Below are 23,941 nucleotides of genomic sequence, written 5' to 3'. Positions count from 1 at the left end.
TGAGTGCCATCAACTTAACCGTGCGTGCCCACAGCGGTCAGCCGTTCCAAGCTTTCCTCTTTCCCCAACAGGAAGAGGACATCGAAAATCCCCGGCGAGACGGTGCGCCCGGTAAGCGCGGCCCGCAAGGGCTGCGCGACCTTGCCCAGTCCCAGACCGGCATCCTCTGCCACACGGCGTATCGCGTCTTCGATCGCTTCGACCGTCCATGAAAGCGTGGTCGAGAGAGCGTCGGCTGTCTTTGCCAGCAGCGCGCGTGCCGAGTCGTCTAGCAGAGCCGACGCCTTTTCGTCAAAATCCAGCGGGCAATTTTTGAACAGAAATTCAGCGCCCTCCGCAATTTCGTTAAGCGTTTTAGCGCGCGGCTTGAGCGAAGGCATCGCCTCGCCCAAAAGTGCTAGACCGGTGTCCGGCAGCGCCTTGCCCAGCCGGGCTTCGACACGGGGCGCCACCAGCGCGGCGAGGCGGGCATCATCGGCTTCGCGCAGATAATGGCCGTTAAGATTCTCCAGCTTCTTGATGTCGAAGCGCGAGGGCGAGCGGCCGACGCCCGCAATATCGAACAGTTCGATGGCGCGGGCGATGGGGATGAACTCCTCGTCGCCATGGCCCCAGCCCAAGCGCAACAGATAGTTCAGCACCGCTTCGGGCAGCATCCCCATCTCGTCGCGATAGGCATCCACGCCCAGCGCACCGTGGCGCTTGGACAGTTTTGCGCCGTCCGATCCGTGGATGAGGGGAATATGCGCGTAGGTCGGCTCTTCCCACTCCATCGCGCGGAGGATGCACAACTGGCGGAAGGCATTGTTGAGATGGTCGTCGCCGCGAATGACATGGGTGACGCCCATGTCATGATCGTCCACGACCACGGCCAGCATATAAGTGGGGGTGCCGTCCGACCGCAGCAGGATCATGTCGTCCAGCTCGGCATTCTGTACGACGACGCGGCCCTGGACAGCATCCTCGATCACTGTCTCGCCTTCGCGCGGGGCTTTGAGGCGGATGACGAAGGGTGCGCCTTCGGGTGCCTCTTCGGGCGCGCGATTGCGCCAGCGGCCATCATAGCGCATCGGTTTCTTGGCGGCGCGCTGTTCTTCGCGCAGAGCGGCCAGTTCTTCCGGCGTGGCATAGCATTTATAGGCATGGCCGCCCGCCAGCATGGCGTTGGCGACTTCGGCGTGGCGCGGGGTCCGCTCGAACTGGAATACGGCCGGTTCATCGCCGCCAAGGCCGAGCCAGTCCAGCCCGTCGAAAATCGCGGCGACCGCTTCCTCGGTCGAGCGGGCGCGGTCGGTATCCTCGATCCGCAGCAGGAACTTGCCGCCATGATGGCGGGCGAACAGCCAGTTGAACAAGGCAGTGCGGGCACCGCCGATATGGAGGAAGCCTGTTGGCGAGGGGGCGAAACGGGTCACCACCGGCTTGTTCATTCCCGTTGCGTTCACCGCCATATTGCCTGACATTCGCCCTTCTGATCCATGGATGCGATGCCCCCTAGCATGGCTTTCGAGCCACGACAAACCTCCCTTATGGTCGAGGTCGCTAGGCGCCTGCGCGTCGGGTTTGCGGCGGTGGAGCGCTGGCTGGAGAATGAGCGGGAGCAGGTGCCGCTTTGGGCACCCATCGCCTTGGGGGTCGGCATTGCGGCCTGGTTCGCCTTGCCACACCGGATGGCTTGGCTGGCCTTTTGTTGTTGCGCGCTGGCGCTGGGCTGTGTGGGGGTGTTGCTGCCCGAAGGTTCACGGTTGCGGCGGATGATGGTGGCGGGCGGGGTGTTGGCCTGCATGGGGTGCGTTCTCATCTGGGGGAAGGCGCTGATGCTGGGGAAGCCGCCGCTGACGCGGGCGACGTTCGTGCAGGTGACGGGCGATGTCCTGTCGGTGCGCGCCGTTCCGGCCCAGCAGATGGTGCGCGCGATGCTGCGCCCGGTCGGCGCGCCGACCCTGCCGAAGGTCATCCGGATCAATATCGCCGAGAGCGATGTGCCCGAAGGCCTGGGCAAGGGGGCGACGATCCGCTTTCGCGTCCGGCTGATGCCACCCGCGCCGCCCAGCGTGCCGGGTGGGTATGATTTCGCCGCGCGGGCCTATTTTCAGGGCATAGGGGCGACCGGCAAGGCATTGAAACCTATCGAAATGGTGAAACCCGCGACCGGGCCAGCGCCGCTTCGGGCGCGGCTTTTTGCGCATATCGCGGATCAGATTGACGACCCGGCCAGGGGCATTGCGATCACATTGGCGACCGGTGATCAGGGCGCGATCGCCGAGGCCGATGCCGAAGCGATGCGCAACAGCGGGTTGGCACATCTGCTGTCGATCAGTGGGCTGCATGTGACGGCGCTGATCGGGGCTGTGATCTTTTTGTTGATGCGGGTCATGGCGCTGAGCCGCCGGGCGGCGCTCGACTGGCCGTTGATGCTGATCGCGGCGGCGGGCGGTGCGCTGGCCGGGGTGGGCTATACGCTTCTGACGGGGGCCGAGGTGCCGACGGTGCGGTCGTGTATCGCGGCGCTGCTGGTGCTGGGTGGCCTTGCGATGGGGCGGGATGCGATCACGCTGCGGCTGGTGGCGACGGGCGCGCTGATCGTGCTGCTCTTCTGGCCCGAAGCGCTGGTCGGGCCGAGCTTTCAGATGAGCTTTGCCGCGGTCACGGCGCTGGTAGCCTTGGCCGAACATAAGCGGTTCCGCGCCTTTGCCGCTGCGCGGGACGAGGCCCGCTGGCGCAAGACCGGCCGGATGTTGCTGGTGACATTGGCGACGGGCTTCGTCATCGAGATGGTGCTGATGCCGATTGCGCTGTTCCATTTTCACAAGGCGGGCATGTTGGGTGCCTTTGCCAACATCGTCGCGATCCCGCTCACCACCTTTGTCGTCATGCCGCTGGAGGCGCTGGCATTGCTGTTCGACCTGATCGACCTTGGCGCACCCCTCTGGTGGCTAACGCAGCAGGCGCTGACGCTGTTGCTGATGATCGCCCATGGGGTGTCGGCCAGTCCTTGGGCGACGATGTTGACGCCGTCGGTGCCTGCGGTCGTTTTTGCAGGGATGATGGCGGGGCTGCTCTGGTGCCTGTTGTGGCGCAGCCGGTGGCGTTGGCTGGGCCTGGGGCCTGTGGGGGCAGGCGTCATCACGATATTGCTGCTGTCGCCGCCCGACATATTGGTGACCGGTGATGGCCGCCACGTCGCGGTGCGCACGCCCGATGGCCGTATGGCGATATTGCGCGCGGGCGCGGGCGACTATGTGCGCGATGTTCTGTCGGAAAGCGCGGGCTATGATGGCACGCTGGAGCCGATCGCGCGACTGCCGCAGGCGCGTTGTTCAAGCGATCTGTGCGCGGTCGGGTTGATGGCGGGCGGTCGGCCCTGGCGGCTGCTCGTCACCCGCAGCGATACATTGGTGGAGCGCGCAAGCTTTGCGCGCGATTGCGCGGCAGCTGATATCGTCATTGCCGATCGCGGTCTGCCGCGCTGGTGCCGCCCGCGCTGGCTCAAGATCGACCGCCGCCTGTTGGCCCGGACTGGCGGCATGGCCATCAATCTGGACCACGCCACTGTCCGCACGGTCCGTCAGCCGGGCGATGCCCATCCCTGGATCGCGCCGATTCCCAAGCGATCGCCCCGATATGATCCGTCGAAACCGCGCCCGTTCGATGCGCGGCCCCAACCTCAATTATAGCGGCGCAGCAGCCCGGCGAGCTTGCCCTGTATCTGGACCTGGCGCGGGTCGTAGATTTGCGGTTCATAGGCGCTGTTGGCCGGGTCGAGCCGCACCCTTTGCCCTTCGCGGCGGAAATATTTGAGGGTGGCTTCATTATCGTCGATCAGGGCGACGACGATCTGGCCCTCGCGCGCGACTTCGGTCCGCTGGATCAGCGCGAAGTCACCGTCGAGAATACCGGCCTCCATCATCGAATCGCCGGACACTTCCAGCGCATAATGATCACCCGCGCCGAGCAGCGCAGCGGGAACGGACAACGTCGTCTGTCCTTCCATCGCCTCGATCGGGACGCCCGCTGCGATCCGGCCATGCATCGGGATTTCAATGACGTCATTTGCGGCGATGAGCTGCGGCTGCGAAATCTGGGGTTTGGGCGCGATGATCGGGGCCGGGATGCGGTGCATGGCATCGGGCAGCTTCAAGACTTCGAGCGCGCGGGCACGATTGGGCAGACGGCGGATGAAGCCGCGTTCTTCGAGCGCGTTGATCAGGCGGTGAATGCCCGACTTGGAGCGCAGATCCAGCGCATCCTTCATCTCCTCGAAAGAGGGCGACACGCCGCCTTCTTCCAAGCGGGTCTGAATGAAGCTCAGCAATTCCTGCTGTTTGGGCGTCAACATGGCTGCGGTCCTCCGTGGAACGTATAAGGAACGCATAGGAAACAGATGAAGGTTAGTCAAGCGCCGGGTGATTATCCCCTTCCCATACGTAATTCTTCCTGCTATATAATGGGCATGAGCAAGAAGCCCCAAACGATCGCGCAGTTTTTCAAGCAGTTTCCCGATGATGAAACCTGCCTGAACCACCTGTTTGAAATCCGCTTTGGGCAGGGCTTTGAATGCCCCTCTTGCGAACGCCCGTCCAAGTGGTTTCGGATCAAGGCAGAGCGTGCCTATTCGTGCCAGTGGTGCGGTCATCACCTGCACCCCACGGTCGGCACCCCGTTCCAGCAGACGCGCACGCCGCTGCAAATGTGGTTCTATGCCATCTTCCTGTTTACCACGACGCGCAATGGCGTGGCGGCGAAGGAATTGGAGCGCCAGCTTGGCGTCACCTACAAGACAGCCTGGCGCATGGCGCACCTGATCCGCGAGCATATGGCGGACGTTGATGGCGAAGATCCAATCGGTGGAGCATTCAAGACGGTCGAGATTGACGAAACCTACGTCGGCGGCGTCGCGAAAGGCAAAGGGACGGGCTACAAGGCCAACAAGACGGCAATCATGGGCATGATGGAGCGCAATGGCGACATCGTGACCAAGGTTATCCCCAACCGTAAGCGCTCGACCTTAGAGGGACATATCTTCGCCAACGTGAAGCCGCACACCGAAATCCATACCGACGAATTTATCAGCTACAGCGATCTGGGCGACTTCAAAGGCTATTGGCACAAGACGGTCAATCACAGCGCCGGGGAATATGTGCGCGGTCATGTATCGACCAATGGCGTGGAAGGCTTCTGGTCGCAGCTAAAGCGGTCAATCAACGGCACCCATATCCACGTTTCGGGCAAGCACCTGTGGAAATACGCGAAGGAAGCGGAATATCGCTTCAATCGTCGGGATTGCGCGGAGACGATGCTTTCGGAACTGCTGGGGACTTTTGGACCATTGCCTGAACGGCGCGGTTGAAGGCGTCCGGGTCAGCGCTTTGGCCTTCCCGTTCCGCGATGAACTGTTTGATTTTGCCCTCGTCGCGGGCTTGCTTAAGGGTTGTCATCGTGCGATTCTAGCATATGGAGAGCGCCATGTCCCGACCCAGATCATCACGTCGAGATAGCACCCGTGCTTGGATTTCTGGATTGGCGGTCACTCTGACCACGATCGTTAGCTATCTCGCATTTTGGCACATTGCGCCCATCCTGACATTCGCTATCGGATGCGTATCCCTAGTGGCCCTGATCATAGCAGGGTGGGTTCTAGGCCGTGAGCCAGAATCTATTCCACCAGCGGAGAAACCACCTCAACGACGCTCCGGCCCTGACGCATAACCTTCCATTCCCCGTCAGTCTTGCGCTGCTTAATTTCCATCCTAATTCGCATTGGGATATTCAGCCGCAGTGACTCTCTGACCGCGCTCCGTTCTAGCGCGGCCAAAAATTTCTTATCCTTCATAACGGCATTGAAATTGCCCGGTATCCCTTCCTGGCGAAATGTCCAAGCGCGCGGCGCGTTCTCCAGTCGGGGAGTCACAAGCACTACGTCTAGCGTTTGAGGGATCGTTCTCTCATCTTCTGCCTCTTCTTGTAATTCAAAAAGGCCGTCAGCTTCCGCAAACTGATCCGCCGGGACTAAAGCCTTTGGTTTCCAATTCTCGCCATGGGGCATGCCGGTTCCCACGCCTGTTATTTTCTCGTCCCGCTGGACGATTTTGAACATAGCTTTGTGGTGGCCTTTGACCGGCTCGCTGCTTTTGGCCTTCTCGTAAATCTCCAGCATTTCCCTTTTTTGGGTTTCACTGAAACCGTCATCTCCTAGCCAATAGTCGAGCGTCGGCTTTACAGTCGTTGGCACCACAACAGCCAAGCCGATGCCAAGGCGCATAATCACCGGTATTTTCTTCCAGCCCCGCGCCACCCGTTTCGCGGCCTGATTAGGCTTCGATTGCTCGATTTTGGCAATCCAGTTGGATGAGCCTGGTTTGGCAGCCACCAAGGAGACGCGATAATCGCAATTTGGGTCAATGGCAGATGCTGCAGCTTTGATACCTTGCGCCCACTCGATCGCGGCGGCGGCGGCAACCTCCAAATCAGCCAATTCACCGGGGCGCGTATCAAAATAGAGGCTCAATTCGCCCCTATCAGTTTCGTCTAAAGACAAATCCATAACCAACGCCTCCCCTTATTGGAGAAGCTACGCCGATTCAGGCCCTTGCGTCAATCACGTATGCCAAGGGGATAATCACGAAGCGCCGGGTGAGTTACGGCAGGGGCAGAATTTGCACCGTGTCGCCGATGGCGGCCGGGGGTGAACCGGCGGGGCGGAGGATCAGGCAATCGGCCAGGGCCATGGCGGCGGTGGCGGCGCTGTCCTGCGAGGTGACCGAGACGATGCCGCCTTCGCTGCGGAAGGCGCGGAGATAATCGTCGCGGTCGCCGGTGGCTGGGAGGGGGGACGCGAGACGGGCTTCGTGCAAGGGGGGGAGCGGGGCGCTTGCGCCTGCCATATGGCGCACCATCGGTAACAGGAACAGGGTGCTGGTGACGAAGGCCGAGACGGGGTTGCCGGGCAGGCCCAGGAACAACGCTTTGCCGAGCCGTCCGGCCATCAGTGGCTTGCCGGGGCGCATGGCGATCTTCCAGAAATCGAGCGTACCGCCCGCTTGCGCGAAGGCGGGGCGGACCATGTCATGATCGCCGACCGATGCGCCGCCGGTCGAGACGATGATGTCGGCCTGGCGGGCGCGATCGAGCGCTGTGACCATGGCGTCGAGATCGTCGGCGACGATGCCGAGGTCGATGACGTCGCAGGGCAAGGCGGCCAGCATCGCGGCGAGCATGGGGGCGTTGGACGAGGGGAGCGCGCCCGGCGGGGTTGGTGCGCCGGGCGGTACGAGTTCGTCGCCGGTCGAGAGCAGCGCGACCCTGAGCCGCTGTCCGACGGACAAGCGGCCATGGCCACCCAGCACGGCCAGCGCGATCTGGGTCGGGCCGAGCCGCGAGCCTGCCTTGAGCAGGGGCGCCCCCTGCGCGAAGTCCGATGCGGCGGGGCGGACGTGGCGACCGGGGGGAAGCGGGTCGGCGCTGGCGGTCAGGTGGTCGCCGTTGCGGGCCGCATTTTCCTGAATCAGGATTGCGTCGGCCCCTTCCGGCAAGGGCGCGCCAGTGAAGATGCGGCAGGCTTCTCCCGGTGAGAGGGGCGGGGGCGGCGTGCCACCTGCGCGGCTGGTCGCGGTGACGTGCCACGGGCCGGGCGCCTCGGCGGCGCGCACAGCATAGCCGTCCATGGCGCTAAGGTCGGTCCAGGGCTGGGTGCGTTGCGCGATGACATCGCGCGCCAGCCAGCGTCCGGCACAGGCCGTAACGGGCACATCCTCGGCAGGTAGCCGGTCGGCCAGAGCGAACAGGCGGGCCTGCGCCTGTGCGACAGGCAGCAGGCTCATGGCCTGTGCCAGTCGCCCGACTTGCCGCCGGTCTTGCTGAGCAGGCGGACGCCGTCGATGACCATCGCCTTGTCGATGGCCTTGGCCATGTCGTAGATGGTCAGCAGGGCGACGGAGGCCGCGGTCAGCGCTTCCATCTCGACGCCGGTCTGGCCTGCGGTGCGGGCTGTCGCGGTGACGCGGACGCCGGTGTCGTCCAGGTCAAAGTCGATCGTCACGGCGCTGAGCGCGATCGGGTGGCAGAGCGGGATGAGGTCGGCGGTGCGCTTGGCGGCCATGATGCCAGCGACCCGCGCGACGGCGAGGACGTCGCCTTTCTTGACCAGGCCCGCGAGGATCGCGGCGGCGGCTTCCCGGCTCATCTCGATCCGGCCGTCCGCCACGGCTTCGCGCGCGGTCACGGCTTTGGCCGACACATCGACCATGCGCGCGGCGCCGTCTGGGTCGAGGTGGGTGAGATGGCTCATGCGCCGGTCAGCAGGTGGCGGGTGGCGGCTTCGACATCGGCCTGCCGCATCAGCGTCTCCCCGACGAGGAAGCAGCGCACGCCATGGTCGGCCATGGCGGTGAGGTCGGCATGGCCGGTCAGGCCGCTTTCGGCGACGAAGGTGCAGCCGTCGGGGGCTTTCCCCACCAGTTCATAGGTGCGGGCGAAATCGACGGTGAAGTCGCGCAGGTCGCGGTTGTTGACGCCGATCAGGCGCGAGCGGAGTTTCAGCGCACGGTCGAGTTCGGCTTCGTCATGCACTTCGATGAGCGCGTCCATGCCGAGGCCCAGCGCGGCATCCTCGATTTCCGCCATCTGCGCGTCGTCCAGGGCAGCGACGATGATAAGGATGGCGTCGGCGCCGAGCGCACGGCTTTCGAGTATCTGCCAGGGATCGACGATGAAATCCTTGCGCAGCACGGGCAGCGCGCAGGCCGAACGGGCGGCCATCAGATAATCGTCATGGCCCTGAAAATAGGGTTCGTCGGTCAGCACCGACAGACAGGCGGCTCCACCCGCGGCATAGGCCTGGGCATGGGCGGGGGGATCGAAATCTGCGCGGATCAGGCCCTTGGAGGGGCTGGCCTTCTTGACCTCCGCGATCAGGCCGAAGCCGGAGCGCGCCGCATCGTCGAGTGCCTTGCGGAAGCCGCGCGGGGGCGTCTGTTCGCTGGCGCGGGCGTGCAGCGCGGCGATGCTGGTTGCGGCTTTGCGTCGGGCGACATCTTCGCGTTTGAAGTCGCAAATCTCGATCAGCTTGTTGGTCATGTGTAGGCAATCCAGCAATTGAGCAGGGCGTTGGCGAGGCCGCGGTCGATCGTCTCGGCGGCTTCGTCGACGCCTTCGCGAAGGTCGGTAACGGCGTCCGCGACGACAAGGGCGGCGGCGGCGTTGAGCAGCACGGCGTCGCGATAAGGGCCGGTTTCGCCCTGAAGCAGCGCGCGCAGGGCGGCGGCGTTATGGGCCGCGTCACCGCCGCGTATGGCTTCGACCGGATGGGTGGACAGGCCAAGTTCTGCGGCAGTGATACGGTGCATCGCGATCAAGCGATGGCCGGTAACTTCGGCCATGTCGTTGCCGCCCGCGAGCGAGAGTTCGTCTAGGCCTTCGTCGCCCGACACGATCATCGCCCGGTCGACGCCGAGTTCGGCAAGCGCCTCGGCATAGATGGGGACATAGGCCGGACGGGCGATGCCGACGAGCTGGCGGCGGACCCCGGCCGGGTTGGCCAATGGTCCCATCAGGTTGAAGATGGTGCGTTCACCGATCGCCTTGCGAATGGGGCCGAGGCGTTTGAGCGCGGGGTGGTAGTTTTGGGCAAAGAGGAAGCCGATGCCCAAGTCCGCGAGCGTCGCTTCGGCGGTGGTGGCGGCATGGTCGAGGTTCAGGCCCAGGGCTTCGAGCGTGTCGGCGGCCCCGGCCTTGGAGGAGGCAGCGCGGTTGCCATGTTTGGCGACTGGCACGCCAGTAGCGGCCACGACCAGCGACACGGCGGTCGAGACGTTGAGCGTATGATGGCCATCGCCGCCAGTGCCGCAGACGTCGATGGCTCCGGCGGGCGCGGTGACCGGGATCATGCGGGCGCGCATGGCGCGGGCGGCGGCGGCGATTTCGATGGCGCTTTCGCCGCGTCGGGCCATGGTGACGAGGAAGGTCGCGATCTCCGCTTCCGGCAGGTCCGCGTCGAACAGCAGGTCGAAGGCGATGGCGGCGGCCTGCGCGTCGAGCGGCGAGGAGGGGTCGGGCAGGCGGGTCATGACGCTTCGCCTTAGTCGGGACAGGGCCGGTAAGTCGAGAGGCCGTTAGAGCTTAACTTCGCACTTTTCCCGCACAATTTGAAATATGATTTCCTATTGCCGACAGATTTGGAAAGTGACCGACGCAGCATAGCAAAGCCCATCCCGATAGGACAGGCGTCAGGCGGCTTCGCGCGTCTTCACCTTTATGCCGGCGATCCGCATGAAATTGGCCAGCATGTCGTGACCATGTTCGGTCGCGATGCTTTCAGGGTGGAACTGGACCGAGTGGATCGGCAACGTCGCGTGGCGGAAGCCCATGACCGAGCCATCTTCGCTGGTTGCATTGACCAGCAATTCGGCGGGAATATCCTCGACGATCAGCGAGTGATAGCGGGTGGCGGTGAAGGGTGAGGGGATGCCAGCAAAAAGCCCGGTGCCGTCGTGGGTGACGGGGGAGGTCTTGCCGTGCATCAGGCCGCCACGCACGACCTTGCCGCCGAAATGCTGGCCGATCGCCTGATGGCCAAGGCACACGCCAAGCAGGGGCGCGCCCGCATCGGCGCAAGCGGCGACGAGGTCGAGGCTGACGCCCGCTTCGTTCGGCGTACAGGGGCCGGGCGAGAGGAGGAAGGCCTTGGCGCCGCTGGAGAGGGCCTGGCCCGCCGAAATGGCGTCGTTGCGGACGACTTCGACCCGCGCGCCCAGTTCCATCAGATAATGGACCAGGTTCCAGGTGAAGCTGTCATAATTGTCGATGACGAGGATCATGGGGACAAGGCTATAGGGCGGTCGGCGGGCGAGGGGAAGCGGGCGCGTGTGAAGAAATATCGCAACCGAAACAGCGCGACAGAGGGGCGCTGCGCCTGCTATGGGCAGCCATCGACGCGAACCCTGCCTGCAAGCATTCGCGTGACCGAGAGACGATCGCGCTCCCGCTTGCCAGCAAGGAGCGACCCTCTTGGGCGATCTCAACCATCTTTTGCACCATGAGCAGCTATCGCTGTTGCATGCCCAGCATAGCGGCTGTGCCGACATGCGCGCCGAGCATCGCGGCGAGGCCCATAGCTATGGTGCCCGCATTCGCGATCATCGGCTACCCTATCGGTCGCCCGCAGCATCGACCGGGCGGACTGCTTTTGTCCCGTTCGTCTTTGGATCGGAGGGCCGGGGCATATGAGCCGCGCGATCAATATCAAGGCGGAACTGGCCGACGTCAAAGCCATGTGCGAACGCCACACCCTGGCGATTTCGACCATCGAGGCGCTGCCGGCCGGGGGCACGCGGGTCGTGATGCTGAACCCTGACGGGGCCGAGCGGTTGCGGACGCTGATGAAGGGCAAGTTGATTGATACGCCTGTCGTGCGATCCTCGCTGTTCCTGGCGCGACAGCCGCGGTCGGCGAGCTGATGAAATCCGTCGGTGCGCAACACTGACGGAACATCTTGAAAAACCGTGCGGGCGCGCGCATATAGAGTGTGCCGGGTTCGCCCGGCTATGGTGATAAATTGTGTCGTATAATAGACGCAGCGGACCCGGGGGCAGTACCCGGCGGTTCCACCACATATCCCGATGGGCTTCACGCCCGGCGGGATGTCTGACGGGGCCGAACTAGGATCGACGTGTGTTCAAAGGCGATATTTTTACCCGGCCCGTGTAAGCCGTTAAACTGTGCAAAACTCACAAGTGCCAACGATAACGAAGCACTCGCCATTGCAGCGTAACTGAGGGCCTCACGGCCTGACGTTACCCTAAAATAGCGCGGTTGAACCCACCGGGCAACAGAAGGGAATTCAGCGGCCTCCGGGAGGGCCGGGCAACAGAACCTCCCGGACCTTATTCCCCGACATCCTTGTTCCAGCTTCGCGTGCGATCTCCGCCGGAGCTTTGTCGCGACTCGCGTCGCGAATCGATGGACATCGACCTGTCCTTTCGATTACGCTTTTATGACAGTGTGATGAAATATTCATAAGCTGCTGTTTTTACGTGAAACAAATTTGTTTCATCAAAATTGCACACTCTTGCGCCGATGTCATCTAAATGAAATACTCCTGACTATATTAAGAAGTTTTTTTCAGGAGAATTGCGATGAAGACGGTAGCGGTAATGATGGGTTTTGCGCTGGCCTGTGTCGCGCCGGGCATGGCCCAGGCCGCACCGGATGAGGTGGTCGTTGTCGGTGTGCCTGATGGGCGGCTGGCGGCAGGCTCCTTGATGCGCGGTGATTTTGAGAAGGCCGCCAAGCGCCTGAACGCCGTACGCCCGGACGCTGCGAGCGATCCCGCGCGGCTTATCAATCTTGGCCACGCCTATCTTGGCTTGGGGCGGATCGCCGACGCGCATGGTGCCTATAAAAGTGCGCGATTTGCGCCCGAATCCGTGCTGGTACTGGCCAATGGCGAAGAAGCATCTTCGCGCGACATTGCGCGCCGCGCGATGAGCCGTATCCAGACCAGCTACGCCATGCGCTGATTATTCAGCGCTTGCATTCAGCTTTGAAGAGTTAACTAAGGGTGTCGCTCATAAGGGCGGCACCCTTAACCTTGTCGCGGTGAAGGTTGTCATCATAATGACATGAAAGTCATAAAAGCGTCATGCAAATGACGCTCCGCTGTCACGGAATACCAACAAGCCTGTCACGTCCCGCGCCTAGTTGCCCTGCTTGAGGGTGACAGGGGGCGTTATCCGATTCGAAATTCCCCTGCGCTCCGCATCCTGAACATATCCCGGCAGCAGCCGGAGCGGAGACGACATGGCCAAGATTAACCGTATTCACACGATCCTGATGGCGAGCTGCGCTTGCATCGGTCTGAGCGCTTGCGGCGCCGACGACATTTCCTCGCCGGGCGAAGGCACCATCGTCATCCCCGCGCCGACGCCAACGCCGACGCCGACCCCCACGCCAACGCCGACCCCCACGCCGACCGGCGTGACCCCGGCCGCCAATTGCCCGAACATTTCCGGCTCGGCACAGCTCACTGACCTCGGCACCATCACCAACGGCGGCAACACCTGGCGCAATTGCGGCTTCCCTGCCCGCTTCACCAGCTCGGCCGCGATTACCAAGGTCGCGGGCGTCATCTATTCGCTGCCAGGCCGCGTTGATGTCGGCACCGACCAGGGTGCCGCCAGCACCAACACCGACGTTACGCTGACGATCGATCCCGGCGTCGTTGTCTTTGCCGGCACCGGCAATGCCTTCCTCGCCGTCAATCGCGGCAATCGTCTGAATGCGATCGGCACGGCTACGCAGCCGATCATCTTCACCAGCCGCGAAAACGTGCTTGGCACCGCGACCGACCAGTCGTCGGGCCAGTGGGGCGGCATCGTGTTGCTTGGCCGCGCGAAGATCACCGACTGTCTCGCCCCGGCCGCTGCGCCCGGCACCAACGCCTGTGAGCGTGATACGGAAGGCACCAGCAACGCCCTGTACGGCGGCACCAACGATGCCGACGATTCGGGCCGCCTGTCCTACGTGCAGATCCGCTATTCGGGCTTCGTGCTGTCCGACGGCAAGGAGCTTCAGGGCCTGACGCCATCGGGCGTCGGCACAAACACCGAGATGGATCATATTCAGATCCACAACAGCTCGGACGATGGCATCGAATTTTTCGGTGGTGCGGCGCATCCGCGTTACCTGGTGCTGACCGGCAACGAAGATGACAATCTGGATACCGACATGGGCTTCCGCGGAACGGCGCAGTTCGTTCTTTCGATCCAGCGTGAAGGCAACAATATCGGCGACACCTTCCTCGAAACCGACTCCAACGGTGGTAGTGCAGCCAACAACAGCGAAGACGCTCTGCCGCGCCAGTATCTGAAGGTTGCCAACTTCACCCATATCCAGCGCTCGAACACCGGCGACAACGGCGCGTCGATGCTGCTGCGCGGCGGTGCCGACCTCGCTTTGGTCAACGGCATCATCGTCAGCCCGACCCAGAGCTGCCTGCGCATCAACAGCGCAACGACGGTGCGCGATGCCGACACCGCGCTGCAGGATGCTGGCAAGCCGCGCTACATTTCGGTGGTGATGCAGTGCAACAGCACGCCGTATAAGGGCACCGGCGGCGTCGATGTCGCGCTGGTTCAGTCGATCTTCGAAGCTGGCCCGAACAGCACGATCAGCTACACACCGTCGCTGACCAGCGTGTTTATCAATGGCCCGACCGAAACGGCCCGTCCGGCGGTCGATCCCAAGACCATCGACAGCGCCTTCACCACCACCACCTATATCGGTGCGGTCAAGGACAGCAACGACACCTGGTATGCCGGTTGGACCTGCAACTCGGTGACCGCCAACTTCGGCACCACCAGCGGTAGCTGCACGGCGATCCCGACGACCTGATCGGACCCACGACCTCAACAGGGGCGGGGGAGCGTGCATTTGCGCTTCCCCGCCTTCTTTTGCACTGCATATCCCAAAGGGGGACATTTAGCATGTCGAAGCCGCTCAGCCTGGCGCGCCTGCTCCTGATTTCATCCGCCCTGGTCGCGCCTGCCGCCATGGCGCAGACCGACGCCGGCGGCCCCGTTTCGCCAGCCGCCGCCCAAGAAGAAATACAGCAAGACGGGTTCGACGTCTCGATTCCCGGCGCGAACATCGTCGTCACCGGACGTCGCACCAGCAATGTGTCGCAAGCCGCGCCGCAAGTGGTGAACGTGCTGTCGGCTGCCGACATCCGGCGCACGGGCGAGGGCGATATCGCCGGTTCGCTCCAGCGCGTTACGGGCCTGTCGGTTGTGTCGGGCGGTTATGTCTATGTTCGTGGCCTTGGCGATCGCTATTCGCTCGCGCTGCTCAACGGTTCGCCGCTGCCAAGCCCAGAGCCTTTGAAGCGCGTCGTTCCGCTCGACATTTTCCCGACAAGCGTGATCGCCTCTACGCTGGTGCAGAAGACCTATTCGGTCAACTTCCCTGGTGAATTCGGTGGTGGCGTCATCAACCTGACGACCAAGGCCATTCCGAGTGAGAGCTATCTGGAAATCGGCGTTGGCAGTTCAGCCAATACCGAAACGTCCGGGCAGATGGGCTATACCCATTATGGCTCGAAGTCGGACTGGACGGGCTTTGACGACAGTTCGCGCAACGTCCCGCCGCTGCTTCAGCAGGCCTTTAACAGTGGAAAGCCGTTCGCCGATTTCACGCGCGCCGAACAGCAGGCCATTTCCATGCAGTTCCTCAATTCCGCAACGTCGGTCGTGCAGCGGACCAACAGCCTGCCGTTCAATTTCTCGGCGTCGCTCAACGGCGGCACCGCTGTTGATGTCGGCAGTGATGGTCGCCTGGGCGTGATTGCCACAGCGTCCTACAGCAATAAGTGGCGTACGCGCGACAACCTGCAGCAGGCGTCGCTCGACGTCGCACAGGGTGCGGGCCGAAGCTATCAGCAGGTTGCCACCGATAATGAAATGACGGTCAACGGCCTGTTGGGCTTTGGCCTGGAGCTGGGCGAGCAGAAGCTGCGCTGGACGAACCTCTACATCCGCGACACGCTCAAGCGTAGCGCGCTGGCCGTCGGTCAGAATGACGGGTTGATCCAAACGGCCGACTATATGAATCAAAGCACCGCGTGGTATGAGCGGCAATTGATCGACACGCAGTTGGTCGGCGAGTTCAAGCTGACCGATGCGCTCAGCCTCGACATGCGGGGCGGCTTTGCCAACTCGCAGCGTGAAGCACCTTATGAGCGTGAGTTCGTCTATGTGCGGTCGAATGTCAGCCTGGATATTGATCCGGTGGGTGACCGCTTCATCAACCTGCTCAATCGTCAGCGCGGTGATGCTTCCATCACGTTCAGCGACCTGAACGAGGATCTGTGGTTCGCCGGTGCGGATTTGAGCTACAAGATTGCGCCAGGCTATTCGTTGACGGCGGGCTATGCCTTCAACGATACCAAGCGTCGTTCGTCGCGCTATGAACTCCATTTCGACGCCGTTAACTTGCCGATCCCCGTGACGCAGTTGCGCCCCGACTTCCTGTTGTCGGATGCGTCGATCCAGCTCTATAATATCGGCCTGCTCGATTTTTCGGGCAACTATCCGGTCTATGACGCCGCGCTGCGGACCCATGCGGGCTATGCCCAGGTTCAGGCCGAACTCTTCTCCGGTCTCTCGGTAAATGCGGGTGTCCGTTACGAAAAGGGCAACATGTCGGTTACCGGCGTGGACGTTTACAGCACTGGCCTGACCCCCTTCAACGAAATCCGCAAGGACTATTGGTTGCCGGCGGTGACGGTTACACTCGAAGCCGCCAAGGGCCTGCAACTGCGCGCCAGCGGTTCCAAGACGATCGCTCGGCCGCAATTCCGCGAATTGATCGCCCAGCCTTATCTGGACACCGAATCGAACCGTTTCTTCCGCGGCAACCCCTTCTTGCAGGATAGCCAGTTGTGGAATGCGGACGTTCGTGCGGAATGGTATATGGGCCGCGACGAACGGATCACGGCGGCGGCCTTCTACAAGAAGATCGAGAACCCGATCGAAACCTACACGACCATCACGGATACCTACAGCGTCGCGACCAGCTTCGCCAATGCGCCCGAAGCGACGCTTTATGGTGCCGAGTTGGAAGTGCAGAAATATATTCCGCTCGATAATTGGTCGAATTCGTCCTTCTTCCTGAGCCGTCGTATCGTGCTGATCGGTAACTATACCTACACCCAATCGAAGTTGAGGGTGAAGGACGGTGACACCACCATTCCTTATACCTACACCGTAGGCGATCTGCCGGCGGCATCCGACTTCTTCCTGAACGGTGTGCCGTTGACTGGCCAGTCCGACCATCTGGTCAACCTCCAGATCGGCCTGGAGGATACGGACAAGCTGTCGCAGCAGACCTTGTTGCTGACCTATGCCAGCGACCGCGTCACCAGTCGTGGTCCGAACCTGCAACCGGACATCAAGGAACGCCCAGGCGTACAATTGGACTTCGTGGCGCGTCAGGGGGTCAAGCTGCCCGGCGGCATCAACAGCGAGTTCAAGTTCGAAGCCCGCAACATATTGGGACGGAAGTTCCAGGAGTTCCAGGAAGAGGGCGACAATCGCGTCTATTATAACCGCTACAAGATCGGCACCACCATCGCCGCGTCGATGACGGTGGCGTTCTAAAGATACGGTCACGGGCCGCCCCCTGCGCGGCCCGTTGATGGCAAAAAAGCGACCGGCCCGTTTCCATGCGGGCCGGTCGCTTTGTTTTCGACCATATAAGATATGCGGTCCGCCGCTCACGCGATGCGAAGGAAAGCCCCCGTCTTCAGCCCCAGGGCTTTTCCCGATACCATTTGGTGATGACATGCTTGACGCCACTGCGCACCTTCATGCCGTGATGGATGCTGGCGGGGTTGGGCTGCCCCGGAGCAAGGCGGTTGTTCCAGGCGAGAAGTTTGCCGGTCTGCGGTTGCACGGTCTTGCCGATCTTGGTGAAGCGCGTCGCGCCACCCGCCGCCGGTTCGTTGAGATAGACCATCAAGGTCCAGGTGCGGTTGCCGGCGACCGAGCAATAGGTTGCATAGTCCGCGCCCTTTGGATCGAAATAGTCGGTGTGGGCTTTGAATTCCTGGCCCACATCGTAGCGTTGCCCCTGTATCGGTTCGCCATAGTGGGTGGCAATGCCGGCAAAAGCGTCGAGCCGGGCATTGATCCCGGCAACGAACGGGTCGGCATGGTCAAGGTCGCAGGTTTCGCTGGTGCGGAAATAGCCGTCACCATTGGCATCGGCGATGGTCGAGGGACGGCGCTGCGCATCAATGCGCTCGATCAGGGCGGTGCAATCGGGCGCTGAAAGAAAGTCGCGCAGGATGAACAGCGTAATTTCCCTGGTCGGGACACGCTGGACCCGCGGGTGGGAGCCAATCCAGGCGGGGTCGCCATCAGCGGCGGTAGGGGTGATCTGGTCGGTCATAATCGGTCCTGCAATGGCATTATAGAGCCGTGAAGACGGTGCCGTTGCTATCGCGCAACCAGCAAAATGCAAGCGATGGGCGCGCGCGCGATTATGTCATATTACAGTCATATAAACGTCATCGTCCCGTAAGGAGAAATGCCTAGCAGGCTTCCATATCAGTGGGGGCTTCATCAGATTATGCGAGTGCCGTTTGGCCAGACAGTGCGCGGGTGGAGCGAGCGCAGGCCGCGTGGTTTGCCGCCATTTGACGGATGGCGTCTGCTGGAGCGCGGCTTGCTGATCCTGCTTGCCCTGCAACTGGTGCGGCTTGTGTGGGCGACGATGGTGCCGGTGGGCAGTTTCGGGCCGTGGGAGGGGCGGCAGGCACAACTTTTGTCGCCGAGCGCGCGTCAGGCCCTTTTTGCCTCCTTCGATCCCTTCTTCCGTAGCGACGCCCCGACCCCATCGGGCACTGGCGTTGTCACTTCACTGGCGCTCACCCTCTATGGCGTGCGCGTCAATGAAGGGTCGGGGCTTGGTTCCGCCATCATCGCATCGCCAGACGGGGTGCAGAACAGCTTTGCCGTGGGTGACGAAATCATGCCCGGCGTAGTGCTGAAGGCGGTGGCGTTCGATCATGTAACGATTGATCGGGGCGGAGCGGAAGAGCAGATTTTCATTGATCAATCGACCCCCGCGCCCGCCGCAGCGCCAGAAGGCGACGCGCCTTCGGTTGGTGCCGTATCGTCGGGGGAAGAATCGACTGGCGCACCCGCTTCCGCGCCTAGCGCAGACAGTTTGAGGCGCGATATCGGCTTTGCCCCGCGCATGGAAAATGGTCGCGTCACTGGACTGGTTGTCAGCGCCAAGGGGCCAGCTTTTGCCAGTGCCGGTTTTCGACCCGGCGACATCGTGACCCAGATCAACGGTCAGCCGATCGGCGACCTCCAGTCCATTCAGAACCAGATTGCGCCCGGTGCGCGCCTGTCCCTGACCGTGGAGCGCGGCGCTGCCGTCGCCTCCGTCAACCTGATCGTGCAAGGCCAATGACCCGCAAACTCCTCCATACCGCCGCCCTTGCCCTCGCGCTGGCGACTCCGATCGCCGCGCCGCTGATGGCGCAGCAGACGCTCAATGTCCGCGATGCGGACATCCGGGCGTTCATTCAGGACGCGGCGCGGGTGACGGGACGCACCTTCATCATCGACAATCGGGTGCAGGGAAAAGTGTCGGTCGTGACCGACCGGCCCTTGTCCCGATCCGAATATTTCGAGATCGTATTGTCGACCCTGCGCGCCAACGGGCTGGTCGCGGTTCCGGCGCCGGGCGGTGCCTATCGCATCCAGCCCGCCGATGGCGCATCGGGCCAACCCAGTAGCGTTGGCAGCGGTGCCAGTCGCAACAGCTTTGTAACCGAGGTGTTCCGCCTGCGCTCCATCGACGCGGCGAGTGCGCTGGAAACATTACGCCCCCTGGTGAGCAAGGAGGGGTCGGTTACGGCTAACCGCGCCGGTAACAGCGTGGTGGTTGCGGATTATGCCGACAATATCGCCCGTATCCGGCAAGTCATTGCGCGCGTTGACCGGGACACGTCGGCAACGCAGATGATCATGCTCAAAAATGCAGGCGCGCGCGAAATCGCGACGTCGTTGCAGGCGCTGGTAGCCGGCGGGGGATCGGGCGAAAATGCCGCGCCGTCGGCTGCGACCGTGGTGCCGATCGACAGCAGCAATGCCATCGCCATCCGGGGCGACGCCAATAGCGTCGCGCGCCTCGCGGCCATGGCACGGCAGCTTGACCAGCAGGCGGCGAGCGGCACCGAGATACGTGTCTATTGGCTGGAACATGCCGACGCCGAGAAGTTGTTGCCTGTATTGCAGCAGTTGGTCGGGCAATCCACCAGCCAGCCAGTGACGGCATCGACGCCAGCGGACGCCAGCGCTGCACCGGCAGCGCAGGCCGCAGCGCCGGTTGCTGCCGCTTCATCATCGGGCAGCGGCATATCCATGCGCGGGCCTGCAATCGTTACACGCTATGACGGGGCAAATGCGATCATCGTTGCGGCCAATAGCGATGTGCAGCGCATGCTTGGCGAAACGATCCGCCAGATCGACACGCGCCGCGAACAAGTGCTGGTGGAAGCGATCATCGTTGAGATCAGCGATGCGGCAGCCAAGAAACTGGGCGTGCAGTTTTTGCTGGGCAGTACGTCGACTGGCTTTGCCGCGACAAATTATTCCAATGCGTCGCCCAATTTGCTGACGCTGGCCGGGGCCTATGGCGCGACTCAGTTGGGTACGACGACAACGACTGTGGTTGCGCCCGATGGCACACGCACCACGACCGAGGTACAAAATAGCGGCGACCTCGCCAGCACGTTGCAGGAGGCTGCGATCAGCAGCCTGCAGAGCGCCACGGGCATCATCGGTGGGCTGGGCACGCAGATCGGCAAGAATGGAATTTTCGGGGCGATTATCAACGCGGTGAAGTCGGACACCGAGAGCAACCTACTGTCCACGCCATCGGTCATGACGCTCGACAATCAAAAGGCATCTATCCTGGTCGGGCAGCAGGTGCCGATCACCACCGGTGAGGCGCTGAGCCAGAATTTCGACAATCAGTTCCGTACCGTCCAACGGCAGGATGTCGGCATCAAGCTGGAGGTGAAGCCGCAGATCAATACCGGCGGCGCGATCAAACTGTTTCTGAAACAGGAAGTGTCGAGCGTGGCCGGACCGGTGAGCAACTCCAGCAGCGACCTCATCATCAACAAGCGCGAGATCGAAACGACGGTCACGGTCGATGATGGCGAGATATTGGCGCTGGGCGGCTTGCTCGACGATAATGAGCGCAAGACGATCGAGCGGATTCCGTTGTTGTCCGACATTCCGGGGCTGGGCGAATTGTTCAAGTCGCGCAGTCGCAGCCGGACCAAGACCAATTTGATGGTGTTCATCCGCCCGACAATCCTGCGATCGAAAGAGGATGCGCAGAGGCTGACACAGCAGCGCTATGGCTATGTCCGCGGTATGCAATTGCAGCGCAACCCGGACATGGAGCCGACCATCGACGAACTGGTCCGCGACTATATGGGCGCAACGCCGCCGTTGCCGCCGCAGCCGACCGATGCGGTGGTGGCCCCTGCGCAACCCGAAGTGATCGAGCCTATTGTGCGACAGTCGAGCGGCGTGGTGCGGCCGGTGGACCTGCCGCCGAGTGGAGGTCAGCAGTGAGCGACACCGGACCAGCCTTGCCAGCGGACGCCGATGCGCCCGGCGTCGGGACATTTCCTCCGTTGCCGCCGCGGCCCATCGACATTCCCTATACTTTCGCGCGCAAGAATGGCGTCGTCATGCTGCCGATCGAGGGTGACCGGCTGACCATAGGCGTGCGGGAGGGGAGCGATCCGCGCGTGCTGCTGGAGGTGCGGCGTCATCTCGCGCGCAGCTTCGATGTCGTTTTCACGACGCCGGCCGAGTTCGACCGGCATCTGTCCAATCATTATGCGATGGAGGGCAGCGCGGCCGCCATGGCGGGATCGCTGGATGTCGGCGGGGATGAACTGGATATTTTGGCCGCTGACATTCCGACGGCGGATGATCTGCTCGACAGTGCGGACGATGCGCCCGCGATTCGCCTGATCAACGGGATCATCGCTGAAGCCGCGCGACGGGGCGTGTCGGATATTCATATCGAACCCTATGAGACGGGTCTGATCGTCCGTATGCGCGTGGATGGCGTGTTGCGCGAAACGCTGCGCATGCCGCCGCATGTCGCGCCGGTGGTGGTCAGCCGCATCAAGGTGATGGCGCGGCTCGACATTGCCGAGCGGCGTGTACCGCAGGACGGGCGCATCGGCCTGACGCTGGGCGGCAAGCTGCTCGACGTGCGCGTGTCGACCCTGCCGAGCCGGGCGGGTGAGCGGGTGGTGCTGCGTATTCTCGACAAGGAGAATGCCGGAATCACGCTCGACCTGCTGGGGATGAATGGCACGCCGGACCGGATTTTCCGCGAGGGGTTGAGCGAGCCTAATGGTATCATCCTGGTCACAGGGCCTACCGGGTCGGGCAAGACGACGACGCTCTATGCCGGTTTGCGCCAGCTGAACGATGGCTCGCGCAATATTCTGACCGTCGAAGATCCGGTCGAATATGCGATGGAGGGTGTGGGCCAGACCCAGGTGAATGCCAAGGTCGGGCTGACATTTGCGGCGGGGTTGCGCGCGATATTGCGGCAAGATCCCGATGTGGTGATGGTCGGCGAAATCCGTGATCGCGAGACGGCAGAGATTGCCGTGCAAGCGTCGCTGACCGGGCATCTCGTGCTTTCCACCGTCCATACCAATGATGCGGTCGGCGCGATTACGCGGATGCGCGACATGCGGGTGGAGCCGTTTTTGCTGGCGTCGACGTTGCGCGCGGTGATCGCGCAGCGGCTGGTGCGGCGTTTGTGCCAGAGCTGCCGCGAGCCGGTGCAGGCGGACAAGTCGGCCAGTGCGCTGCTGGGTTTTGATCCCGGCACGATCATCTATCGCGCGCGCGGCTGCGATGAGTGTAACGGCACGGGCTATAAGGGCCGGATCGGCGTGTTCGAGGCGATCCGGGTAGACGATACGATCCGCCGCCTGATCAACGATGGAGGCGACGAATCGCTGATTGCGCGCCATGCCTTTCTCAATGCGCCCAATCTGGGATCGGCGGCGCGCGCTTTGGTGCGTGACGGGCAGACCACGGCGGAGGAGGCGATCCGCGTGTCGCGGCGCGATTCGGTCGAGGCGGAAACGATCGTCGATGGCTGAGTATGACTATGTCGCGATCGACCCGGCCGGCAAGGACCGCAAGGGATCAATCAAGGCCGATACTATCGAGGAGGCGCGCGCCAAGCTGGATGCGCGCAAGCTGTTCATCGTTGCGCTGGAGCCGGGCGCGGTGGGGAGCGCGCGCAAGCGGGCAAACCTGTCGCTGCGCAGCCCGCGCCTGAGCGCCAAGGAACTGACTTTGTTCACGCGGCAATTGGCGACGCTGACCCAGGTCAGCCCGCTGGAGGAGTCGCTGCGCACGATCGGACGGCAGAGCGAGCAGGATCATGTCCGCGCCGTCGTGGGCAAGGTCCATTCGGGCGTGATGGAGGGGCGGCGGCTGGCCGATGCACTCGGCGCGGAGCCGAAAAGTTTTCCGCCGCTCTATCGCGCCATGATTTCGGCGGGCGAAAGCTCCGGCAGCTTGCCTACGATCATGGAGCGATTGTCTGGCCTGATGGAGCGGCAGGCGGTGATGCGGTCGAAAGTGTTGACCGCCATCGCCTATCCGTCAGTGCTGGCGATCTTTGCAGTGTTCGTGGTGGCAGCGTTGATGATCTTCGTGGTCCCCAAGGTGGTCGAGCAGTTCGATACGGTCGGGCAGGAATTGCCGTTGCTGACGCGCATGGTGATGGCTTTGTCGGCCTTTCTGGCGGCCTATTGGTGGCTGTTGCTGATCCTTATGATATTGGGCGGCGTGGCTTTCTGGCGGGCGATGAAGAATGAGCGGTTCCGCTATCGTTTCGACGCGACGCTGCTGGGGCTGCCGGTGCTGGGCAAGCTGATCCGCGATTTACATGCGGCACAGATGGCGCGCACGCTTTCGACCATGATCGCAAGTCGCCTGCCGTTGATGGAGGGGCTGACGCTGACGGCCAACACCGTGCATAACCGGGTGCTGCGCCGCGCGTCGGATGAGATTGTCGAGGCGATCCGGGGCGGGGGCAGCCTGTCCGCCGCCCTGCGCCGCGCCGGGGTGTTTCCGCCGCTGCTGGTCTATCTCGCCGCGAGTGGCGAAAGCGCCGGGCGGCTCGACACCATGTTGGAGCGGGCGGCCGACTATCTGGAGCGCGAGTTCGACTCGTTTACCTCGACCGCGCTCGCCATGCTGGAGCCGATCATCATCATATTGATGGGTGGCATCGTCGCCGTCATCATCCTGTCCATCCTGCTGCCGATCTTGCAGTTGCAAAGCCTGACCGGGGCTTAGGAGTTGAA

Annotated in this window: 20 protein-coding genes and 1 other RNA gene; 12 read left to right on the top strand and 9 right to left on the bottom strand. The window is 62.7% G+C overall.

Annotation, left to right across the window (positions count from 1 at the left end; all coding sequences use genetic code 11):
• Nucleotides 1-14 precede the first annotated feature (14 nt).
• Nucleotides 15-1,430 carry a glutamate--tRNA ligase gene (gltX, locus tag J2W40_RS03395; RefSeq protein WP_310222219.1) on the bottom strand — a complete coding sequence of 472 codons (1,416 nt, stop codon included), beginning with the start codon at nt 1,428-1,430 and terminating at the stop codon, nt 15-17.
• 99 nt (nt 1,431-1,529) lie between these two features.
• Here gltX and J2W40_RS03390 point away from each other — a divergent pair, with 99 nt between their 5' ends.
• On the top strand, nt 1,530-3,677 hold the full coding sequence (locus J2W40_RS03390) for a ComEC/Rec2 family competence protein (protein ID WP_310222000.1): 2,148 nt from the start codon (nt 1,530-1,532) through the stop codon (nt 3,675-3,677).
• On the opposite strand, the gene lexA is transcribed toward J2W40_RS03390, so the two are convergent.
• On the bottom strand, nt 3,668-4,339 hold the full coding sequence (gene lexA, locus J2W40_RS03385; protein WP_310221999.1) for a transcriptional repressor LexA: 672 nt from the start codon (nt 4,337-4,339) through the stop codon (nt 3,668-3,670). The genes J2W40_RS03390 and lexA overlap by 10 nt on opposite strands.
• A gap of 114 nt (nt 4,340-4,453) precedes the next feature.
• Here lexA and J2W40_RS03380 point away from each other — a divergent pair, with 114 nt between their 5' ends.
• Nucleotides 4,454-5,350, top strand: coding sequence for an IS1595 family transposase (locus J2W40_RS03380; protein WP_409050335.1), 897 nt, complete (start codon nt 4,454-4,456; stop codon nt 5,348-5,350).
• A gap of 306 nt (nt 5,351-5,656) precedes the next feature.
• On the opposite strand, the gene J2W40_RS03375 is transcribed toward J2W40_RS03380, so the two are convergent.
• The 6 genes from J2W40_RS03375 to J2W40_RS03350 all read right to left on the bottom strand — a co-directional run bounded on the left by J2W40_RS03375 (nt 5,657) and on the right by J2W40_RS03350 (nt 10,814).
• The gene (locus tag J2W40_RS03375) at nt 5,657-6,544 is read right to left on the bottom strand and encodes a hypothetical protein (protein WP_310221998.1); all 888 of its coding nucleotides are present in this window, start codon (nt 6,542-6,544) and stop codon (nt 5,657-5,659) included.
• Nucleotides 6,545-6,638: 94 nt separating this feature from the next.
• A complete protein-coding gene (locus J2W40_RS03370) occupies nt 6,639-7,820 on the bottom strand; it encodes a molybdopterin molybdotransferase MoeA (RefSeq protein ID WP_310221997.1) in 1,182 nt (393 codons plus the stop codon).
• A complete protein-coding gene (gene moaC / locus J2W40_RS03365) occupies nt 7,817-8,287 on the bottom strand; it encodes a cyclic pyranopterin monophosphate synthase MoaC (RefSeq protein ID WP_310221996.1) in 471 nt (156 codons plus the stop codon). The genes J2W40_RS03370 and moaC overlap by 4 nt, the downstream gene beginning before the upstream one ends.
• Nucleotides 8,284-9,075: an indole-3-glycerol phosphate synthase TrpC gene (gene trpC, locus J2W40_RS03360; RefSeq protein WP_310221995.1), complete on the bottom strand. Its 792-nt coding sequence runs from the start codon at nt 9,073-9,075 to the stop codon at nt 8,284-8,286. Before trpC ends, moaC begins: the two co-directional genes overlap by 4 nt.
• Nucleotides 9,072-10,064: an anthranilate phosphoribosyltransferase gene (trpD, locus tag J2W40_RS03355; RefSeq protein ID WP_310221994.1), complete on the bottom strand. Its 993-nt coding sequence runs from the start codon at nt 10,062-10,064 to the stop codon at nt 9,072-9,074. The genes trpC and trpD overlap by 4 nt, the downstream gene beginning before the upstream one ends.
• A gap of 159 nt (nt 10,065-10,223) precedes the next feature.
• Nucleotides 10,224-10,814 carry an anthranilate synthase component II gene (locus J2W40_RS03350; RefSeq protein WP_310221993.1) on the bottom strand — a complete coding sequence of 197 codons (591 nt, stop codon included), beginning with the start codon at nt 10,812-10,814 and terminating at the stop codon, nt 10,224-10,226.
• 190 nt (nt 10,815-11,004) lie between these two features.
• On the opposite strand from J2W40_RS03350, the gene J2W40_RS03345 reads away from it, so the two are divergent.
• The 6 genes from J2W40_RS03345 to J2W40_RS03320 all read left to right on the top strand — a co-directional run bounded on the left by J2W40_RS03345 (nt 11,005) and on the right by J2W40_RS03320 (nt 17,150).
• Nucleotides 11,005-11,223, top strand: coding sequence for a hypothetical protein (locus J2W40_RS03345; RefSeq protein ID WP_310221992.1), 219 nt, complete (start codon nt 11,005-11,007; stop codon nt 11,221-11,223).
• Nucleotides 11,220-11,453, top strand: coding sequence for a hypothetical protein (locus tag J2W40_RS03340; RefSeq protein WP_310221991.1), 234 nt, complete (start codon nt 11,220-11,222; stop codon nt 11,451-11,453). The genes J2W40_RS03345 and J2W40_RS03340 overlap by 4 nt, the downstream gene beginning before the upstream one ends.
• 31 nt (nt 11,454-11,484) lie before the next feature.
• Nucleotides 11,485-11,839, top strand: a transfer-messenger RNA (tmRNA) gene (gene ssrA / locus J2W40_RS03335).
• A gap of 292 nt (nt 11,840-12,131) precedes the next feature.
• Complete coding sequence (locus J2W40_RS03330; protein ID WP_310221990.1) at nt 12,132-12,515, top strand: tetratricopeptide repeat protein; 384 nt, start codon at nt 12,132-12,134, stop codon at nt 12,513-12,515.
• Between the two features lie 280 nt (nt 12,516-12,795).
• Nucleotides 12,796-14,388 (top strand): hypothetical protein, encoded by a 1,593-nt coding sequence (locus tag J2W40_RS03325; protein WP_310221989.1) that lies wholly within the window; start codon nt 12,796-12,798, stop codon nt 14,386-14,388.
• 92 nt (nt 14,389-14,480) lie between these two features.
• Nucleotides 14,481-17,150 (top strand): TonB-dependent receptor domain-containing protein, encoded by a 2,670-nt coding sequence (locus J2W40_RS03320; RefSeq protein ID WP_310221988.1) that lies wholly within the window; start codon nt 14,481-14,483, stop codon nt 17,148-17,150.
• Nucleotides 17,151-17,295: 145 nt separating this feature from the next.
• Here the strand turns inward: J2W40_RS03320 and J2W40_RS03315 are convergent, their stop codons facing one another.
• A complete protein-coding gene (locus J2W40_RS03315) occupies nt 17,296-17,943 on the bottom strand; it encodes a prolyl hydroxylase family protein (RefSeq protein WP_310221987.1) in 648 nt (215 codons plus the stop codon).
• 180 nt (nt 17,944-18,123) lie between these two features.
• Between J2W40_RS03315 and J2W40_RS03310 the strand changes: the two genes are divergently transcribed.
• The 4 genes from J2W40_RS03310 to gspF are packed head-to-tail and all read left to right on the top strand — an operon-like array spanning nt 18,124 to nt 23,933.
• The gene (locus J2W40_RS03310; protein WP_310221986.1) at nt 18,124-18,975 is read left to right on the top strand and encodes a type II secretion system protein N; all 852 of its coding nucleotides are present in this window, start codon (nt 18,124-18,126) and stop codon (nt 18,973-18,975) included.
• Nucleotides 18,972-21,158, top strand: coding sequence for a type II secretion system secretin GspD (gene gspD, locus J2W40_RS03305; RefSeq protein WP_310221985.1), 2,187 nt, complete (start codon nt 18,972-18,974; stop codon nt 21,156-21,158). Before J2W40_RS03310 ends, gspD begins: the two co-directional genes overlap by 4 nt.
• A 17-nt stretch (nt 21,159-21,175) precedes the next feature.
• Entirely contained in the window at nt 21,176-22,723 is a 1,548-nt protein-coding gene (gene gspE / locus J2W40_RS03300) for a type II secretion system ATPase GspE (RefSeq protein WP_310222218.1), read from the top strand.
• Nucleotides 22,716-23,933 carry a type II secretion system inner membrane protein GspF gene (gene gspF, locus J2W40_RS03295; RefSeq protein WP_310221984.1) on the top strand — a complete coding sequence of 406 codons (1,218 nt, stop codon included), beginning with the start codon at nt 22,716-22,718 and terminating at the stop codon, nt 23,931-23,933. Before gspE ends, gspF begins: the two co-directional genes overlap by 8 nt.
• The last annotated feature ends 8 nt before the right edge of the window (nt 23,934-23,941 follow it).

Origin of the sequence: Sphingobium xenophagum, assembly GCF_031457465.1 — a bacterium.
Taxonomy (GTDB): Bacteria; Pseudomonadota; Alphaproteobacteria; order Sphingomonadales; family Sphingomonadaceae; genus Sphingobium; species Sphingobium xenophagum_A.
Note: the sequence above shows the minus strand (reverse complement) of the source record. Positions and strands in the feature narration are given on the sequence as shown.

Bases quoted from the DNA above. Each gene is read 5' to 3' on its own strand.
- lexA (WP_310221999.1), bottom strand. From the start codon at position 4,339: ATGTTGACGCCCAAACAGCAGGAATTGCTGAGCTTCATTCAGACCCGC.
- J2W40_RS03375 (WP_310221998.1), bottom strand. From the start codon at position 6,544: ATGGATTTGTCTTTAGACGAAACTGATAGGGGCGAATTGAGCCTCTAT.
- moaC (WP_310221996.1), bottom strand. From the start codon at position 8,287: ATGAGCCATCTCACCCACCTCGACCCAGACGGCGCCGCGCGCATGGTC.
- J2W40_RS03370 (WP_310221997.1), bottom strand. From the start codon at position 7,820: ATGAGCCTGCTGCCTGTCGCACAGGCGCAGGCCCGCCTGTTCGCTCTG.
- J2W40_RS03350 (WP_310221993.1), bottom strand. From the start codon at position 10,814: ATGATCCTCGTCATCGACAATTATGACAGCTTCACCTGGAACCTGGTC.
- J2W40_RS03340 (WP_310221991.1), top strand. From the start codon at position 11,220: ATGAGCCGCGCGATCAATATCAAGGCGGAACTGGCCGACGTCAAAGCC.
- gltX (WP_310222219.1), bottom strand. From the start codon at position 1,430: ATGAACAAGCCGGTGGTGACCCGTTTCGCCCCCTCGCCAACAGGCTTC.
- J2W40_RS03330 (WP_310221990.1), top strand. From the start codon at position 12,132: ATGAAGACGGTAGCGGTAATGATGGGTTTTGCGCTGGCCTGTGTCGCG.
- J2W40_RS03315 (WP_310221987.1), bottom strand. From the start codon at position 17,943: ATGACCGACCAGATCACCCCTACCGCCGCTGATGGCGACCCCGCCTGG.
- J2W40_RS03320 (WP_310221988.1), top strand. From the start codon at position 14,481: ATGTCGAAGCCGCTCAGCCTGGCGCGCCTGCTCCTGATTTCATCCGCC.
- gspF (WP_310221984.1), top strand. From the start codon at position 22,716: ATGGCTGAGTATGACTATGTCGCGATCGACCCGGCCGGCAAGGACCGC.
- J2W40_RS03390 (WP_310222000.1), top strand. From the start codon at position 1,530: ATGGTCGAGGTCGCTAGGCGCCTGCGCGTCGGGTTTGCGGCGGTGGAG.
- trpC (WP_310221995.1), bottom strand. From the start codon at position 9,075: ATGACCAACAAGCTGATCGAGATTTGCGACTTCAAACGCGAAGATGTC.
- J2W40_RS03380 (WP_409050335.1), top strand. From the start codon at position 4,454: ATGAGCAAGAAGCCCCAAACGATCGCGCAGTTTTTCAAGCAGTTTCCC.
- gspD (WP_310221985.1), top strand. From the start codon at position 18,972: ATGACCCGCAAACTCCTCCATACCGCCGCCCTTGCCCTCGCGCTGGCG.
- J2W40_RS03310 (WP_310221986.1), top strand. From the start codon at position 18,124: ATGCGAGTGCCGTTTGGCCAGACAGTGCGCGGGTGGAGCGAGCGCAGG.
- J2W40_RS03325 (WP_310221989.1), top strand. From the start codon at position 12,796: ATGGCCAAGATTAACCGTATTCACACGATCCTGATGGCGAGCTGCGCT.
- trpD (WP_310221994.1), bottom strand. From the start codon at position 10,064: ATGACCCGCCTGCCCGACCCCTCCTCGCCGCTCGACGCGCAGGCCGCC.